The 17,953-nt window shown below is 68.4% G+C and carries 14 protein-coding genes; 12 read left to right on the forward strand and 2 right to left on the reverse strand.

Features of this window, described 5'->3' with window-relative positions:
- Window positions 1–6: 6 nt before the first annotated feature.
- The 3 genes from H7J89_RS10005 to H7J89_RS10015 are packed head-to-tail and all read left to right on the forward strand — an operon-like array spanning window position 7 to window position 2,412.
- The gene (locus H7J89_RS10005) at window positions 7–762 is read left to right on the forward strand and encodes a lysophospholipid acyltransferase family protein (protein WP_264043004.1); all 756 of its coding nucleotides are present in this window, start codon (window positions 7–9) and stop codon (window positions 760–762) included.
- A 14-nt stretch (window positions 763–776) separates the two neighbouring features.
- Complete coding sequence (locus tag H7J89_RS10010) at window positions 777–1,562, forward strand: lysophospholipid acyltransferase family protein (RefSeq protein ID WP_264043006.1); 786 nt, start codon at window positions 777–779, stop codon at window positions 1,560–1,562.
- Between the two features lie 34 nt (window positions 1,563–1,596).
- On the forward strand, window positions 1,597–2,412 hold the full coding sequence (locus H7J89_RS10015; protein ID WP_264043008.1) for an HAD family hydrolase: 816 nt from the start codon (window positions 1,597–1,599) through the stop codon (window positions 2,410–2,412).
- A gap of 13 nt (window positions 2,413–2,425) precedes the next feature.
- Here H7J89_RS10015 and H7J89_RS10020 read toward each other — a convergent pair whose 3' ends face one another.
- Window positions 2,426–4,060, reverse strand: coding sequence for an LGFP repeat-containing protein (locus tag H7J89_RS10020; RefSeq protein ID WP_264043010.1), 1,635 nt, complete (start codon window positions 4,058–4,060; stop codon window positions 2,426–2,428).
- Between the two features lie 131 nt (window positions 4,061–4,191).
- Complete coding sequence (locus tag H7J89_RS10025; RefSeq protein ID WP_264043012.1) at window positions 4,192–5,283, reverse strand: PirG; 1,092 nt, start codon at window positions 5,281–5,283, stop codon at window positions 4,192–4,194.
- A gap of 266 nt (window positions 5,284–5,549) precedes the next feature.
- Between H7J89_RS10025 and glf the strand changes: the two genes are divergently transcribed.
- From glf to fadD32, 9 genes are all read left to right on the forward strand, one after another.
- On the forward strand, window positions 5,550–6,794 hold the full coding sequence (glf, locus tag H7J89_RS10030; protein ID WP_264043014.1) for a UDP-galactopyranose mutase: 1,245 nt from the start codon (window positions 5,550–5,552) through the stop codon (window positions 6,792–6,794).
- The gene (locus tag H7J89_RS10035) at window positions 6,794–8,689 is read left to right on the forward strand and encodes a glycosyltransferase (protein ID WP_264043016.1); all 1,896 of its coding nucleotides are present in this window, start codon (window positions 6,794–6,796) and stop codon (window positions 8,687–8,689) included. Before glf ends, H7J89_RS10035 begins: the two co-directional genes overlap by 1 nt.
- Window positions 8,682–9,221 carry a phosphatase PAP2 family protein gene (locus H7J89_RS10040; RefSeq protein ID WP_264043018.1) on the forward strand — a complete coding sequence of 180 codons (540 nt, stop codon included), beginning with the start codon at window positions 8,682–8,684 and terminating at the stop codon, window positions 9,219–9,221. Before H7J89_RS10035 ends, H7J89_RS10040 begins: the two co-directional genes overlap by 8 nt.
- Complete coding sequence (locus H7J89_RS10045; RefSeq protein WP_264043020.1) at window positions 9,214–10,131, forward strand: decaprenyl-phosphate phosphoribosyltransferase; 918 nt, start codon at window positions 9,214–9,216, stop codon at window positions 10,129–10,131. Before H7J89_RS10040 ends, H7J89_RS10045 begins: the two co-directional genes overlap by 8 nt.
- A complete protein-coding gene (aftB, locus tag H7J89_RS10050) occupies window positions 10,118–12,088 on the forward strand; it encodes a terminal beta-(1->2)-arabinofuranosyltransferase (RefSeq protein ID WP_276041895.1) in 1,971 nt (656 codons plus the stop codon). Before H7J89_RS10045 ends, aftB begins: the two co-directional genes overlap by 14 nt.
- 327 nt (window positions 12,089–12,415) lie before the next feature.
- Complete coding sequence (locus tag H7J89_RS10055; RefSeq protein WP_264043024.1) at window positions 12,416–13,468, forward strand: esterase family protein; 1,053 nt, start codon at window positions 12,416–12,418, stop codon at window positions 13,466–13,468.
- Window positions 13,469–13,625: 157 nt separating this feature from the next.
- Window positions 13,626–14,528 (forward strand): esterase family protein, encoded by a 903-nt coding sequence (locus tag H7J89_RS10060; protein ID WP_264043797.1) that lies wholly within the window; start codon window positions 13,626–13,628, stop codon window positions 14,526–14,528.
- Window positions 14,529–14,647: 119 nt separating this feature from the next.
- Window positions 14,648–15,658 (forward strand): carboxylesterase Culp6, encoded by a 1,011-nt coding sequence (gene culp6 / locus H7J89_RS10065; RefSeq protein ID WP_264043026.1) that lies wholly within the window; start codon window positions 14,648–14,650, stop codon window positions 15,656–15,658.
- A 289-nt stretch (window positions 15,659–15,947) separates the two neighbouring features.
- Entirely contained in the window at window positions 15,948–17,846 is a 1,899-nt protein-coding gene (fadD32, locus tag H7J89_RS10070) for a long-chain-fatty-acid--AMP ligase FadD32 (protein ID WP_264043028.1), read from the forward strand.
- Window positions 17,847–17,953 lie beyond the last annotated feature (107 nt).

A 17,953-nucleotide genomic window follows, 5' to 3' on the forward strand; every position in this document is an offset into this window, starting at 1 on the left:
CGATCGATGGTGGAGCCGGTCTTTCGCACGCTCGAGATCCTGGCCCGGCTGGCGGTTCAGGCCACCGACACCCGGATCTCCTACGGCGGCGAGGAGCACATCCCCGACTCCGGTGGCGCGGTGATCGCGATCAACCACACCAGCTATGTCGACTTTCTGCCCGCCGCGCTGGCCGTGTACCGGCGGGGCCGCCGGCTCAGGTTCATGATCAAGGCCGAGATGCAGCAGGTGAAGATCGTCAACTTCCTGATCAAGCACACCGGAACGATTCCGGTGGACCGCGGTGCGGGGGCCGGCGCGTACGCGGTGGCCGTGCAGCGGCTCCGCGAGGGCGAGCTGGTCGGGGTGTACCCGGAGGCCACGATCAGCCGCAGCTTCGAGCTCAAGGAGTTCAAGACGGGTGCCGCCCGCATGGCGATCGAAGCGGACGTCCCGATCGTTCCGGTGATCGTCTGGGGTGCGCACCGGATCTGGACCAAAGACCACCCGCATACACTGGGCCGGGCCAAAGTGCCGGTTCACGTGCGGGTGGGTGCGCCGGTGCGGGCGGCCCAGGACATCGCGCGGACCGACGCCGCCCTGCGCGAATCGATGACCAACCTGCTACACCATGTGCAGCAGCATTATCCGCACGAACCCGGGGCGTACTGGACACCGCGCCGGCTGGGCGGAGGTGCACCGACCATGGCGGAGGCTGCCCGGATGGAGGCAGACGAGGCCGCGGCGCGGGCTGCCGGCCGCAGTGGACGGCCGTCGCGGTAGGCGAAGGAGGCGACATGCCCGAGGGGTTTTACCGGCTGTGCGAGTGGATCGTCCCGCCGATGGTCGCGATGCAGGGGACGACGTTCACCTATCGCGGCCTGGACAACATTCCCGACCGGGGCGGTGCACTGCTGGCCCAGAACCACACCAGCTACCTGGACTGGCTGCCGACGCTGCTTGCCGTGCGTGAACGGCGCCGGCGCGCCTACTTCATGATCAAGGCGGAAATGGCCGACGTGAAGGCGGTCAACTACGTCATCAACCACGCCAGGCTGATCCCGGTGGACCGCACTAACGGGCACGACGCGCTCGAGCTGGCCACGCGGCGCCTGCGGCAGGGCGAGCTCATCGGCATGCACCCCGAAGCCACGATCAGCCGTAGTTTCGAGCTTCGGGAATTCAAGAGAGGTGCGGCCCGGATGGCGTTGGACGCCCAGGTGCCGATCGTTCCGGTCATCGTCTGGGGTGCCCATCGGATCTGGCCCAAGGACCATCCGAAGAAGGTGTGGCGCAACAAGGTTCCGATCACCGTCGCGGCCGGGCGGCCGTTGCCGCCGGACGGCACACCCGAGCAGCTCAACGCGGCGCTGCGCGAGGCGATGAACGCGCTGCTGTACCGGGTGCAGGAGGAGTACCCACACCCCGAGGGCGAGTTCTGGGTGCCGCGGCGGCTCGGCGGCGCCGCGCCCACCCAGGACGATTCCCGGGCGATCCGCCTGTCGGAGTTGCAGGCGCGGATGCAGAAATACGGCACCGACGGCGTGACGCGACCGGGACAAGACCAGAGCGGAACCCATTGATCAGACCGGTGAGCCGCGAAGGCGGACCGTCACGATGACCCTGCCGGCGCTCATAGCCTGCGACGTCGACGGCACGCTGTTTGACGACGACGAAACCATCACCCCGCGCACTCGCGATGCCGTGCGTGCCGCCGTCGCCGCCGGCGCGACATTCGTCGTGGCGACCGGCCGCCCACCGCGGTGGATACGCCCCGTCGTCGACGCGCTCGGTTTCGCGCCGATCGCGGTGTGCGCCAACGGTGCCGTCATCTACGACCCGGCGGCAGACCGGGTGCTGTCGGCGCGCACGCTGCCCGTCGACACGCTGGCCGAGCTGGCGGAGTTGGCGACGCGCGTCATCCCGGGCGTGGGGCTGGCGGTCGAGCGAATCGGCGAGCGCGCCCACGACACGGCGACCCCCCAGTTCATCAGCTCGCCCGGCTACGAGCACGCCTGGCTGAACCCGGACAACACCGAGGTGTCTATCGAGGACCTGCTCAGTGCGCCGGCGATCAAGCTGCTGATCCGCCGAAGCGGGGCGCGCAGTGCCGACATGGCCGCGGAACTGGCCAAGCACGTCGGCATCGAGGGCGACATCACCTACTCCACCAACAACGGCCTGGTGGAGATCGTGCCGCTGGGCACCAGCAAGGCCACCGGTGTTGAGGAGATCGCCAGGCCGCTGCAGATCACGAGCGGGGAAGTGGTGGCGTTCGGCGACATGCCCAACGACCTACCGATGTTGCGCTGGGCCGGTCATGGGGTGGCGATGGGCAACGCCCATCCCGACGTCCTGGCCGCGGCGGACGAGGTCACCGCGGCCAACAACGACGACGGGGTGGGACGCGTGCTGGAACGCTGGTGGCTCTGAGCAGGCTTTTCGGCTAAGTGGCGGACGGGTGCGCCGGCAGCGAGAAGTGTTCGGGCGCCACCGTCGGGCCGCTCGGGGATTCCGTCGACAGCGGCGTGGTGATTCCTTCCGCGACCTCGGTGACGTTGCCGGTCAGCCGATCGTAGTTCAGGGTTCCGTGCTGAAAGTTCTGCGTAATCCGTAGCGGCTCTTGGATTTCGGCGCTCGTGGGCAAGCCGAGCGGACCGCGTTCGTAGCTCAGCGACGCCCAGGCGTCGTAGATCGCGCCGGTGATCGGCTGGGCGCCGGTTTCGGGCGACCAATACATCGCGCCCCTGGCGAACGTGACATACCGGGCGTCACCCTCCGCGCTGTCCTCCGGGGAGGTCGGCGCGCCCAGCGCGCTGTTCATGCCGCCCATCGCCTGCCAGTGGTCGTAAATCGCGCCGCCCTGCAGGGCCTTGATCAATTCCTCCGGCGGATCGTTGAAATGCGAAGCGATGTCGCGTACTTCGTCCATGAGCGCGTAGGCGGCGTTGCCCGGGCAGTCGGTGTTGCCGACGTCGCGGTGGGTGAAGATCGTGGGCAGCGTCGCGACGGAACCGGCCGGGTAGGTGGTGTAGTGACTACCCGCCGACTCCAACGCCACCGTGCCCTTGGGGTCGACGCCGTCTAAGCCCAGCCGCCAGCCCAGCAGCCGGCCCAGGGTGCGCAGCTGGATCGGTGTCGGCGGTACGTCGTCGAAGTTGCCGATCATCGCCACACCCCAGGTGTTGCGGTTGAACCCGCCGGTGTGAAAAGCCTCGACAGCTTTGGTGAGCCCCCCGGCGCTGCCCTCGAACACCTGGCCGTACTTGTCCACCAGGGCGTTGTAGGCGATGTCGCACCACCCCAGGGTCTTGCTGTGATAGGTGTAGATGGCCTTGACGATCCCGGCCGATTCCAGCGGGGAGTAGTCGTTGCTGCCCGCGGTGTGGTGCACCACCCCGGCGCGAATCCCGTTGTCGTATTGCGGACTACCGCAACGCAGCGACTCGTCGGCGCCCCACTGCGCCCGGCTGATGATGGCCGGGGCCTGGCCGGGCATCAAGACCCCCGACGGTGGCGTCCACTGCGTCTCGACCGGCGCCTGCGGCGGGGAGATGAGGACGGCCGAGATGTTCTGCCCGAACGGTTGTTCCCGGGACGCGGGCTTGTAGCCGAGGCCGGCCTCGTTGGGCGGCGCGGGCGGCGGTTGGGTCACCGGCGCATCGATGGGACGGGTGACCGCGATCTGGACGGTCGTGGTGGTGCCGACGAACACCGGGTCGGTCCCCCGGGGTCCCTCGAGCGACCCGGCCGGCGTCGCGCCGTCGGGCGCCGCGGTTTCGTACTCGGTCTGGTACCAGGGCCCCCACGAACCGTCGGGACGCTTCGCTCGCACTCGGGTCGACGTGCCGGCCAGATCGCCGGTGAGCGCGACGAGGGAAAACGGGGTGCTCTGCCCGATCTCGCGAACCGTGACGCCGCCGCCCAGCCCGACCAGCGGCTGTTCGGCCAGCTGGGTGCCGTGGGCCGGCGACGGGCCGGCCGTGCCGCGGTCGCGCGTCGAGTCCGCCAACCAGGACACGAGGACGACGGTCGCCGCGATGGCGGTGAGCAACGTCGTCGGCCCGCGACTAGGAGACACCAGGCGATGTTACTTGTGTTTCTAATGTTAATGATGAGACGACACGAACCGGGGCGGCGCAATCTGCACGAAAATCGACGGCACCGCAGAAGAATCTGCGGTGCCGTCTGGTTGAAGGGTTTCCTAGAGGTCTAGACGGGGGGCAGGACCGGCGCCGCAGCCGCGGCGGCCGGCAACGCACCGGCGGCGCCCGCCGCGGCCGGCAGGGCGCCGGCGGCACCGGGCAGGGCGCCGGCGGCACCGGGCAGGGCGCCGGCGGCACCGGGCAGGGCACCCGCGGCGGCCGGCAGTGTGCCGGCGGCACCCGGCAGGGCACCCGCGGCGCCCGGCAGGGCACCGGCGGCACCCGGGAGGGCACCCGCGGCGCCGTGCTGCATGCCCTGCGTGATCGCCGGCATCACCAAGCCCTTGAGCAGGTCGATGGCCTGACCAGCGCCGAGCTGGTTGGCCGCCTGCATCACGTCGTTGACCAGGCCGCCGCCGCCACTGCTGCCGCTGCCCCCGCCGAGGCCGGTGCCACCGCCACCGAGCGGTGAACCGCTGCCGAAGGACGACGGGTCGCCGAGGATCGGGTAGGTGCCATCGGCGCCCGGGTCCAAACTGGCCGGAGCGGTGATCGGCACTTCACCCGCGGCCGTCGGGGTGCCCAGCCCGGGCGCGACCCCGGCCGGGCTGGTCAGCCCGGGGTTGGAAAGCGCCGGGTTGAGCCCCGCGCCCGGGGTCGCCACTCCGGCGCCCGGGGTGGTCGGCAGCGCGCCGGGCGCGGTGAGTCCCGGCGTCGTGGGCGTCAGGCCCGGGCTCGCCAGACCTGGGCTCGTCAGACCCGGGCTCGTCAAGCCGGGGCTGGTCAAGCCGGGGCTGGTCAGACCTGGGCTCGTCAAGCCGGGGCTGGTCAAGCCCGGACTGGCGAGTCCTGGCGTCCCGAGTCCTGGAGTGCCCAGGCCGGGGCTGGTCAGGCCGGGAGTGCTGGCGGCGGTGCCCCCGTTCAGCGCGGGCACCGGGGGCAGGTTGATCCCGAATTGCGACAGCCCCTGCGACAGCGCTCCCATCAGCTCGCCGGGCAGGTCGGTCATCACGGCAGCCTGCTTGAAGTCGTGGTGCTCGGGCTGCTTGCTGCCGGCCGTCGATTCGTAGACAAGGAAGTATGCGCAAGGACTCGCCACTGCCAGGGCGGCGACCGCGCTCATGGCTGTCGAAAGCTTGCGTCGGCGTCGGTTCGGCACGGAAGTCTCCTCAATCTGGACAGCTCAATCTTCAACTGTGTTGTTTCGGTGCGGCCTGCCGTCCAAGCTGGCCAGAACCACACAGAGTCGATGGTACGAGTGAGATTCCTGTGACTGGAGTGGTGATATTGAATCGTGAGGTAATTGCGACCCCGACTGTGATCGCCCCCGCTGAGGGGTCCGCGGGTGCCGTCATTCGGCCGGAGGCGGACTCCTGGCCTCGCCAGATGGGTTAGGCCCACGCGGTCGGATACCCTAAGCAACCGATGACCGCTCGTTTCGATCTCCTCGTCGTCGGCTCTGGATTCTTCGGCCTGACCATTGCCGAGCGCGTAGCCACCCAACTCGGGAAGCGCGTGCTCGTCGTGGAACGCCGCCCGCACATCGGTGGCAACGCCTACTCCGAGGCCGAGCCGCAGACGGGCATCGAGGTCCACAAGTACGGCGCCCACCTGTTCCACACCTCTAACAAGAGGGTCTGGGACTACGTGCGGCAGTTCACCGACTTCACCGACTACCGGCACCGGGTGTTCGCGATGCACAACGGGCAGGCCTACCAGTTCCCCATGGGGCTGGGCCTGGTGTCGCAGTTCTTCGGCAGGTACTTCACCCCGGACGAAGCGCGCAGGCTGATCGCCGAGCAGGCCGCCGAGATCAAAACCGAGGACGCGCAAAACCTCGAGGAGAAGGCGATCTCGCTGATCGGCCGGCCGCTGTACGAGGCGTTCGTCAAGGGCTACACCGCCAAGCAGTGGCAGACCGATCCCAAGGAACTGCCGGCCGCCAACATCACCCGGCTGCCGGTGCGCTACACCTTCGACAACCGGTACTTCAGTGACACCTACGAGGGCCTACCGGTCGACGGCTATACGGCGTGGCTGCAGAACATGGCCGCCGACGACCGGATCGAGGTGCGGCTGGACACCGACTGGTTCGAGGTGCGCGATCAGCTGCGCGCGGAAAGCCCGGACGCGCCCGTCGTGTACACCGGCCCGCTGGACCGCTACTTCGACTACGCCGAGGGCCGACTCGGTTGGCGCACACTGGACTTCGAGGTGGAAGTGTTGCCGATCGGGGATTTCCAGGGAACGCCGGTGATGAACTACAACGATCCCGACGTGCCCTTCACCCGCATCCACGAATTCCGGCACTTTCACACCGAGCGTGACTACCCCGCCGACAAGACGGTGATCATGCGGGAGTTCTCGCGGTTCGCCGAAGACGACGACGAGCCCTACTATCCGATCAACACCGAGGCCGACCGCACCCTGCTGGCCGCGTACCGAGCGCGGGCGAAGGCCGAAACCGCCTCCGCCAAGGTGCTTTTCGGTGGCCGGTTGGGCACCTATCAATATCTGGACATGCACATGGCGATTGCCAGTGCACTGAACATGTACGACAACACCGTCGCGCCGCACCTGCGCGACGGCAAACCTCTGGTGGAAGAAGGCGCGGGGGCAAGCGCGCCGGCGACGACGCAGACCGAAGCGAGGGGGAGGAGCGGCGTCTGATGACTGCTGTAAGCCTGCTTTCCAGAATCATCCTGCCGCGTCCGGGTGAGCCCCTGGACGTGCGCAAGCTGTACCTGGAGGAATCGACCACCAATGCGCGGCGCGCGCACGCCACCAGCCGCACTTCGCTGGAGATCGGCAAAGAGTCCGAGGTGTCGTTCGCCACCTATTTCAACGCGTTCCCCGCGAGCTACTGGCGCCGCTGGTCGATCTGTACCGCGGTGGTGCTGCGGGTGGAGTTGACCGGAACCGGCCGCGTCGACGTGTACCGCACGAAGGCCACCGGAGTGCGGATCTCCGTGGACGGCCGCCAGTTCGTCGGTACCGACGAGCAACCGGCCATCGTCGAGATCGAGGTGCCGCTCAAGCCGTTCGAGGACGGCGGCTGGATCTGGTTCGACATCACCACCGACACCGTGGTCAACCTGGTGAGCGGTGGCTGGTATGCGACCGAGCCCGCCCCGGGCACGGCCAACGTCGCGGTCGGCATCCCCACGTTCAATCGGCCCGCCGACTGCGTCAACGCGCTGGCCGACCTGACCGCGGATCCGTTGGTGGACGAGGTGATCGGGGCGGTGATCGTCCCGGACCAGGGGGTCCGCAAGGTGCGCGATCACCCGGACTTCCCGGCTGCCGCCGCCGGCCTGGGCAACCGGCTGTCCATGCACGACCAGCCGAATCTCGGTGGTTCCGGCGGCTACAGCCGGGTGATGTACGAAGCGCTGAAAAACACCGACTGCCAACAGATCCTGTTCATGGACGACGACATCCGCATCGAGCCGGACACGATCCTGCGGGTGCTCGCGTTGCACCGCTTCGCCAAGACGCCGATGCTCATCGGTGGCCAGATGCTCAACCTGCAGGAGCCGTCGCACCTGCACATCATGGGCGAGGTCGTCAACCAGTCGAACTTCATGTGGACCGCCGCACCGCACGCGGAGTACGACCATGACTTCGCCCAATTCCCGTTGAACGACAAGAACGCTCGCAGCGCGCTGCTGCACCGGCGCATCGACGTCGACTTCAACGGTTGGTGGACGTGCATGATTCCGCGGCAGGTCGCCGAGGAACTGGGCCAGCCGCTGCCGTTGTTCATCAAGTGGGACGACGCCGAATACGGTCTGCGTGCGGGGGAGCACGGGTATCCGACCGTCACGCTGCCGGGCGCGGCGATCTGGCACATGGCCTGGAGCGACAAGGACGACGCCATCGACTGGCAGGCCTACTTCCATCTGCGCAACCGGCTGGTGGTCGCCGCGATGCACTGGGACGGTGACGTCACCGGACTGGTTCGCAGTCACCTTAAGGCGACGCTGAAACACCTTGCCTGCCTTGAGTATTCGACGGTGGCGATCCAGAACCGGGCCATCGACGACTTCCTGGCCGGGCCCGAGCACATCTTCTCGATCCTGGAATCCGCTCTGCCCGAGGTGCATCGGCTGCGCAAGGAATACCCGGACGCGGTGGTGCTGCCGGCGGCGAGCGAACTGCCGCCGCCGGCGAACAAGACCAGGGCGATGAAGCCGCCGGTCAACCCGCTGTCGATCGGTTATCGGCTGGCCCGCGGCATCGCGCATAACGCAACCAAGGCCGACCCCGACGCCCACCGGCGCCCGGAGTTCAACGTGCCCACCCAGGACGCGCGCTGGTTCCGGTTGTGCACCGTCGACGGCGTCACCGTGACGACGGCCGACGGCTGCGGCGTGGTCTACCGGCAGCGCGACCGCCGCAAGATGTTCCAACTGCTGTTCGCCTCGCTGCGGCGGCAGCGCCGGCTGGCGAGCCGGTTCGACGAGATGCGCAAGACGTACCGGGATGCGTTGCCCGTGCTGTCCAGCAAGCAGAAGTGGGAGACGGCGCTGCTACCCGCGCACGCCGAGCGAGAGCATGCCTGAATCGCCACCCCCTACGGGTGAGGTGGCCGCGCTGGTGGCTGTGCAGTCGGCCTTGGCCGATCGGCCCGGCGTGCTGACGGCCGCGCGGGGTCTGTCGCATTTCGGCGAGCACAGCATCGGCTGGCTGGCCGTGGCGGCGGCGGGCGCGCTGCTGATGCCGAAGCGGCGCTTGGAGTGGCTGGTGGCCGGGGCCGGCGCGTTCGCCGCGCACGTCGCCGCCGTGTTGGTCAAGCGGGTGGTGCGGCGTAAGCGGCCCAGCGATCCGGCCGTCGTGGTGAACGTCGGCACGCCCAGCCAGCTGAGTTTCCCGTCAGCGCATGCCACCTCGACGACGGCCGCGGCCATCCTGATGGGCCGGATCACCGGTCTGCCGCTGCCCGCCGTCTTGATTCCCCCGATGGCGTTGTCGCGGATGCTGCTGGGCGTGCACTATCCCAGCGACGTGGCGTGCGGCATCGCCCTCGGAGCCATCGTCGCCCGAATCACCGTCCGGCTCGAGGGCCGGGCGCGGAAGGTCTGGCCGAATGAGTGAGGACGTGGTGACCGGGCCCTCGGGCAACGTGGTGATCGGGGTGGTCAAGGCGATCCGCCCGCGCCAGTGGGTGAAGAACGTCCTGGTGCTGGCCGCGCCGCTGGCCGCATTGGGCGGTCCGGTCCGCTACCACCTGCACGACGTGCTGGACAAGGCCTACCCGGCGCTGGGCGCGTTCGCGGCGTTCTGCCTGGCCGCGTCGTCGATCTACCTGATCAACGACGCGCGCGACGTCGAGGCCGACCGCGAGCACCCCACCAAGAGGTTTCGCCCCATCGCCGCGGGCGTGGTGCCGGAGTGGCTGGCCTACGCCCTGGCGGTGGTGCTGGGAATCGCCGCGCTGGTTATCGGCTGGTGGATCACCCCCAATCTGGCGTTGGTGCTGGCCGTCTACCTCGCCATGCAACTGGGCTACTGCTATGGCCTGAAACACCAAGCGGTGATGGACATCTGCATCGTGTCGTCGGCCTATCTGCTGCGGGCCATCGCCGGGGGCGCGGCCACCGACATCCGCCTGACGCAGTGGTTCTTGCTGGTGATGGCGTTCGGGTCGCTGTTCATGGTGGCCGGCAAGCGGTACGCCGAGCTGCAACTGGCCGAGCGCACCGGGGCCAAGATCCGCAAGGCGCTGGAGAACTACACCAGCACCTATCTGCGGTTCGTCTGGACGTTGTCGGCCACGGCGCTGGTGGTCTGCTACGGGCTGTGGGCGTTCGACCGGGAGCACGGCGCGGCGGGCTGGTTCGTGGTGTCCATGGTCCCGTTCACCATCGCCATCCTGCGGTACGCGGTGGACGTGGACGGCGGGCTGGCGGGCGAGCCCGAGGACATCGCGCTGCGGGACCGGGTGCTGCAGCTGCTGGCGGTGACGTGGATCGCGACAGTTGGAGCCGCCGTTGCCTTCGGCTAGCTCCGAACTGCAGGCCCTCAAGGCACGCATGATGCGCGGCCGGCCGGTCATCAGGCGGTTGGGTTGGCCCGTGTTCCCCTACACCGCCATGGTCCGGGTCAGCCTGTGGATCAGCGTGGCGGTGGTCGCCGTCCTGTTCGCCTGGGGCGCCTGGCAGCGGCGCTGGATCGCCGACGACGGGCTGATCGTGCTGCGCACGGTCCGCAACCTGCTGGCCGGCAACGGCCCGGTCTTCAACCAGGGCGAGCGGGTGGAGGCCAACACCTCCACGGCCTGGACCTACCTGATGTACGTCGGCAGCTGGGTGGGTGGGCCGATGCGCATGGAATACGTGGCGCTGGCGCTGGCCCTGACGCTTTCGGTGGCGGGTGTGGCGTTGCTCATGCTGGGGGCCGCCCGGTTGTATGCGCCCAGCCTGCGGGGCCGCAGGGCCGTCATGTTGCCCGCCGGGGCGTTGGTCTACGTCGCGCTGCCGCCCGCGCGTGACTTCGCCACCTCGGGGCTGGAGAGCGGGCTGACGCTGGCCTACCTCGGGTTGCTCTGGTGGATGATGGTCTGCTGGGCGCAGCCGGTGCGCAATCGCCCGGATCGCAGGCTCTTCCTCGGTGCGCTGGCGTTCGTGGCCGGTTTCAGCGTCTTGGTCCGGCCCGATCTGGCGCTGATGGGCGGGCTGGCGCTGATCATGATGCTGATCGCGGCGCGGACGTGGCGGCGCCGGGTGCTGGTCGTGGTGGCCGGTGGCCTGCTGCCGGTGGGCTACGAGATCTTCCGGATGGGCTACTACGGCCTGCTGGTGCCCGGCACCGCCCTGGCCAAGGATGCGGCCGGCGACAAGTGGTCCCAGGGCATGATCTACCTCTCGAATTTCGACGCGCCCTACGCGGTCTGGGTGCCGGTGGTGCTCCTCGTGCCGCTGGGGGTGCTGCTGCTCGCCGCCCGCCGACGGCCGTCGTTCCTGCGGCCCGCGCTGTCGCCCGACTACGGTCGGCTGGCCCGGGCGGTCCAAAGCCCCCCGGCCGTCGTGGCCTTCGTTGTGGTGAGCGGCCTGCTGCAGGCGCTCTACTGGATCCGGCAGGGCGGCGACTTCATGCACGGCCGGGTGCTGCTGGCGCCGCTGTTCTGCCTGCTGGCCCCGGTGGCCGTGATCCCCGTGGCCATACCGGACGGCCAGGACTATTCGCGGGAGACGGGCTATTGGGTGGCCGGCGCGGCGGGCGCGCTCTGGCTGGGTGTGGCGGGTTGGTCACTGTGGGCGGCGAATTCACCGGGGATGGGTGACGACGCCACCCACGTCACCTACTCCGGCATCGTCGACGAGCGGCGGTTCTACGCGCAGGCCACCGGGCACGCGCATCCGCTGACCGCCGCCGACTACCTGGGTTATCCGCGGATGGCGGCCATCCTGACGGCACTCGACAACACCCCGGACGGCGCGCTACTGCTGCCGTCGGGCAACTACATCCAGTGGGACCTGGTTCCGCAGGCGCAGCCGGGCCCCGACAAGCCCCCCCAAAAGCCGCAGCACACAGTGTTTTTCACCAACCTAGGCATGGTGGGCATGAACGTCGGGCTCGACGTCAGGGTGATCGACCAGATCGGATTGGCGAATCCGCTTGCGCAACACACAGACCGGTTGAAGCACGGCCGCATCGGCCACGACAAGAACCTCTTCCCGGATTGGGTGATCGCCGACGGACCGTGGGTCAAGGTGTATCCCGGGATTCCGGGTTACTTGGACATGCAATGGGTCGCGGAGGCGGTGACGGCCCTCCAATGCCCGGAGACCAAGGCGGTGCTGAGTTCGGTGCGCGCACCGATGACCCCGCACCGATTCCTCTCCAATCTGGTGCATTCCTATGAATTCACCAAATACCGGATCGACCGCGTTCCGCGCTACGAGCTCGCCAGATGCGGACTGCCAGTGCCCGAAGAGGTCCCACCGCCGCCTCGCGAGTAAGCCGCGCGCAGAAGAATTTTCGGCCAATCTCAAAACGATCACGATTCACGCCCGTGAAAGATTGCCAGCAACATCACATTTGGGCCGTCACCAGGTGGCACTAGTGCCCAGGCACATGCGAAAACGTCGCCGAAGGCGCCGGCGTTTCGCCTGGAAAACATCGGGTAGCGACCGCCGAATGACGCTTTGCGGGGCGGCCTCGATGCGACTCGACGGCTACAGGTGTGGTTGACTACACGAGCACTGCTGCGCCTGATCGCATGCAGTACGACCCAAATCATGGACGCGTCCGGGTGATGGGCGCGCCGAAAGGATGAGGAAGCAAGGATGACGCTTGTCGACAGGTTTCGCGGCGCCGTGGCAGGTATGCCGCGCCGGCTCGTGGTGGCGGCCGCTGGTGCGGCCCTGCTCTCGGGCCTGATTGGCGCCGTGGGGGGCTCGGCGACCGCCGGCGCGTTCTCGCGCCCCGGTCTGCCGGTGGAGTACCTGCAGGTTCCTTCCGCGGGGATGGGCCGCGATATCAAGGTTCAGTTCCAAAGCGGTGGGGCCAACGCGCCCGCGCTCTACCTGCTCGACGGTATGCGCGCCCAGGACGACTTCAACGGCTGGGACATCAACACCCCGGCGTTCGAGTGGTACAACCAGTCGGGCATTGCCGTGGTCATGCCGGTCGGCGGCCAGTCCAGCTTCTACTCCGACTGGTACAAGCCCGCCTGCGGTAAGGCCGGCTGCACCACCTACAAGTGGGAGACCTTCCTGACCAGCGAGCTGCCGGCGTACCTCGCGGCGCAAAAGCAGGTCAAGTCGACCAACAACGCGGCCGTGGGTCTGTCGATGGCCGGCTCGTCGGCCCTGATCCTCGCCGCCTACCACCCGAACCAGTTCGTTTACGCCGGCTCGCTGTCGGCCCTGCTGGACCCGTCGCAGGGCATGGGCCCGTCGCTGATCGGCCTCGCCATGGGTGACGCCGGTGGTTACAAGAAGGACGACATGTGGGGGCCGTCGAGCGACCCGGCGTGGGCGCGCAACGACCCGTCGCTGCAGGTCAGCAAGCTGGTCGCCAACAACACCCGCATCTGGGTGTACTGCGGCAACGGCAAGCCGTCCGACCTCGGTGGCGACAACCTGCCCGCGAAGTTCCTGGAGGGCTTCGTGCGGACCAGCAACCTGAAGTTCCAGGACGCGTACAAAGCCGCCGGCGGCAACAACGCGGTGTGGAACTTCGACGCCAACGGCACGCACGACTGGCCGTACTGGGGTGCGCAGCTGCAGGCGATGAAGCCTGACCTGCAGGCGACCCTGGGCGCCACCCCGGGCGCCGGCCCGGCCACGGCCGCTCCGGCTCCCGCCGCTGCTGCCGGCAACGGCCAGGGCACCTAAGCCCAAAAACGACGCGACTGGCGGCGGAAACCCCTCGGGGTTTCCGCCGCTGGTTGTTTTGGTGTGTGATTTGTTTCACTACCCCGCGGGCGGGGGAACCACGGCGCTGGCTAATGTGCAGTCAGCGACTAGACGATGGAGGGTGGACATGAGGGTCGTGCGGGGTATGCCAGCGCTTCTTCGGGTGATCTCCGTGGCCGCGCTGGCGGTCGGCTTGATCGGCGTGACGGTGACGGGCGGGCCCGCCGGCCGGGCTCGGGCGGCCGGTTACGAGAGCCTGATGGTGCCGTCGGCGGCGATGGGCCGCGACATCCCGGTCGCCTTCCTGGGCGGCGGACCGCACGCGGTCTATCTGCTGGACGCCTTCAATGCGGCCCCGGACGTCAGCAACTGGGTCACCGCGGGCAACGCGATGAACACGCTGGGCGGCAAGGGCATCTCGGTGGTGGCGCCCGCCGGCGGTGCTTGGAGCATGTACACCAACTGGGAGCAGGACGGCAGCAAGCAGTGGGACACCTTCCTGTCCAGCGAGCTGCCCAACTGGCTGTCCGCCAACAAGGGCCTGGCGCCCGGCGGCCACGCCGCCGTCGGCGCCTCTCAGGGTGGCTACGGGGCGATGGCGCTGGCCGCCTTCCACCCCGACCGCTTCGGCTTCGCCGGTTCGCTGTCCGGATTCCTCTACCCGTCGAGCACCAACTACAACGGCGCGATCCTGGCCGGCCTGCAACAGTTCGGCGGCGTCGACGGCAACGGGATGTGGGGCGCCCCGCAGCTGGGCCGGTGGAAGTGGCATGATCCCTACGTGCACGCCTCGTTGCTGGCGCAGAACAACACTCGCGTCTGGGTCTACAGCCCGACGAATATGGGCGGCGACGACGCCGCCATGATCGGCCAGGCGGGCGCGGCGATGGGCAGCTCCCGGGAGTTCTACCAGCAGTACCGCAGCAACGGCGGGCACAACGGTCACTTCGACTTCCCGGGCGGCGGCGACAACGGCTGGGGCTCGTGGTCGGGGCAACTGGGGGCCATGTCGGGCGACATCGTCGGCGCCATTCGCTAGCCGGGCGCTGCGGGTCGCTGCCCGGCGGATCCAGTCGGGGGAGCCGGTACCGTGTAGTGGTGTGCGGCAGGGGTCGGGAGGACCGCGTCGCGATCCACCCACTCGGCTAGCAGGAGAACATGGCTACCAACGCCCGGCGTAAGCGCCACCGAATGCTCGCCTGGGCCGCTGCATGTGCGATGGCGGTCGTGGTGTTGTTGGTGATCGTGGCCGTGGTGGTCTTGCTGCGCAACCGCGAGTCGCCGCCCAGCGCGGTGCCGCCCGGCGTCCTGCCTTCGCCGTCGACGACCACCCACCCGCACAAGCCCCGGCCCGCTTCGCAGGACGCGTCGTGCCCCGACGTGCAGCTGGTCAACGTCCCCGGCACCTGGGAGTCCGCCCCGCAGGACGATCCGATCAACCCGATGCAATTCCCGAACGCGTTGCTGCACAGGGTGACCACGTCGATCAGCCAGCAGTTCCCCGCGTCCCGGGTGCAGGAGTACACCACCCCTTACACCGCGCAGTTTCACAACCCGCTCGGCGGTGACACGCAGATGTCGTACAACGAAAGCCGCGCCGAGGGCACGCGCGCGACGGTCCAGGCGATGACGGACATGAACGCCAAATGCCCGCTCACCAGTTACGTGCTGACGGGTTTCTCCCAGGGCGCGGTGATCGCCGGTGACATCGCCAGCGACATCGGCAACGGTCGCGGACCCGTCGACGACGACCTGGTGCTCGGTGTGACGTTGATCGCCGACGGTCGCCGGCAGCCCGGGGTGGGCAACGATGTCGGGCCCAACCCGCCGGGGCAGGGCGCCGAGGTCACGCTGCACGAGGTGCCGGTGCTGTCCGGGCTGGGGTTGACCATGACCGGGGCCAGGCCCGGCGGTTTCGGCGCGCTCAACGACAAGACCAACGAGATCTGTGCGCCGGGCGACCTCATCTGCGCCGCGCCGGACGAGGCGTTCAGCGTGGCCAACCTCCCCAACACCCTCAGCACCCTGGCGGGGAATGGCGGGCAACCCATCCACGCCTTGTACGCGACGACGCAGTTCTGGAACGCCGACGGGCAGGCGGCGACGGATTGGACCTTGAACTGGGTTCAGGGACTGATCAATAATGCGCCGCACCCCAAACATGGATGACCGGCCGCGGGACACAGCAGCCAGGAGCCCGTTGCCGGTGCAGATCAGCGGTACCTTGTGATTTGGTGTGCTGCGGGCAGCCCCTTAACATTAAGAGGAATTTAAGAGCTAAAAGACTTTGTTGCGGACCCGGTCCTGGTAGACGCCGGCCTGTGATGAGCAGGAGGCCGGCGCCCGTGGCGCCGCACGAGGGCTGGTCCGCGTAGAGATGGAAACCGTCGGCGTCCGCCGACCAGAGGACAAAACGTCGGCGTACGCCGACCTAAAACAGGTGTGACAGGAGACCGGAATGGTGTACCACAACCCGTTCATCGTGAATGGAAAGATCAGGTTCCCGGACAACACCAACCTGGTCAAGCACGTTGAGAAGTGGGCGCGGGTACGCGGCGACAATCTGGCCTACCGTTTCATCGACTACTCCACCGAGCGCGACGGGGTGTACCGCGACATCGTCTGGCGCGACTTCAGCGCCCGCAACAGGGCGGTGGGCGCCCGGCTGCAGCAGGTCACCCAGCCCGGCGACCGCATCGCCATCCTGTGCCCGCAGAACCTGGACTACCTGATCGCCTTCTTCGGCGCGCTGTACGCCGGCCGGATCGCAGTGCCGCTGTTCGACCCGGGCGAGCCCGGCCACGTCGGCCGCCTGCACGCGGTGCTCGACGACTGCACCCCGTCGACGATCCTGACCACCACCGAGGCCGCCGAGGGTGTCCGCAAGTTCATCCGCGCCCGTTCGGCCAAGGAACGACCCCGCGTGATCGCCGTCGACGCAGTGCCCAACGAGGTGGCCTCTACCTGGGTGGAGCCCGAGGCCGACGAGAACACCATCGCCTACCTGCAGTACACCTCCGGCTCCACGCGCACCCCGACCGGCGTGCAGATCAGCCACCTGAACCTGCCCACCAACGTGCTGCAGGTGCTCAACGGCCTCGAGGGCAAGGAAGGCGACCGGGGCCTGTCCTGGCTGCCGTTCTTCCACGACATGGGCCTGATCACGGCGCTGCTGTCGCCGGTGCTCGGTTACAACTTCACGTTCATGACCCCGGCCGCGTTCGTGCGCCGGCCCGGCCGCTGGATTCGGGAGATGGCGCGTAAGCCCGAAGACGCCCCGAACTGCGAGGTCGTCACCGTCGCGCCGAACTTCGCGTTCGAGCACGCCGCGGTGCGCGGCGTGCCCAAGGACGGCGAGCCACCGCTCGACCTGAGCAACGTCAAAGCGATCCTCAACGGCAGCGAGCCGGTATCCCCGGCGTCGATGCGCAAGTTCTACGAGGCTTTCGCGCCCTACGGCCTGCGGGAGACGGCGATCAAGCCGTCCTACGGCCTGGCCGAGGCCACGCTGTTCGTTTCCACCACGCCGATGGACGAGGCGCCCACGGTCATCCATGTCGACCGCGACGAGCTCAACAAGCAGCGCTTCGTCGAGGTGGCCCCCGATGCGCCCACGGCCGTCGCGCAGGTTTCCGCCGGCATCATCGGCGTCGACGAGTGGGCCGTCATCGTCGACCCCGACACCGCCAGCGAGCTGCCAGACGGGCAGATCGGCGAGATCTGGTTGCACGGCAACAACATGGGCACCGGCTACTGGGGCAAGAAAGACGAGACCAACGAGACCTTCCGCAACATCCTCAAGTCGCGCGTCAGCCAGTCGCACGCCGAGGGCGCCCCTGACGACGGGCTGTGGGTGCGCACCGGCGACTACGGCACCTACCACAACGGCCACCTCTACATCGCGGGCCGGATCAAGGACCTCGTCATCATCGACGGCCGCAACCACTACCCACAGGACCTCGAGTACTCGGCCCAGGAGGCCAGCCGCGCCCTGCGCACCGGCTACGTGGCCGCGTTCTCCGTTCCGGCCAACCAGCTGCCGCAGGTGGTGTTCGACAACCCGCACACCGGCCTGAAGCACGACCCCGATGACAGCTCCGAGCAGCTGGTGATCGTGGCCGAGCGTGCCCCCGGCACGCACAAGCTCGACTACCAGCCCATCGCGGACGAGATCCGGGCGGCCATCGCCGTCCGCCACGGGGTGACCATTCGCGACCTGCTGCTGGTGCAGGCGGGAACGATTCCGCGCACCTCCAGCGGCAAGATCGGGCGCCGCGCGTGCCGCGCCGCCTACCTCGACGGCAGCCTGCGCAGCGGCGTCGGTTCGCCGACGGCCTTCGCCAGCTCAACTGACTGAATTCACGAAAACCATGGCTGAGACTGATCATTCCGAGAACGCCGAGAACACCACCCCGTCCCCCGAGGGGGATGTCCCCGCCAATAAGACCGACATGCGCGCCGGCG

Origin of the sequence: Mycobacterium paraffinicum (assembly GCF_025822865.1) — a bacterium.
GTDB lineage: Bacteria > Actinomycetota > Actinomycetes > Mycobacteriales > Mycobacteriaceae > Mycobacterium > Mycobacterium paraffinicum.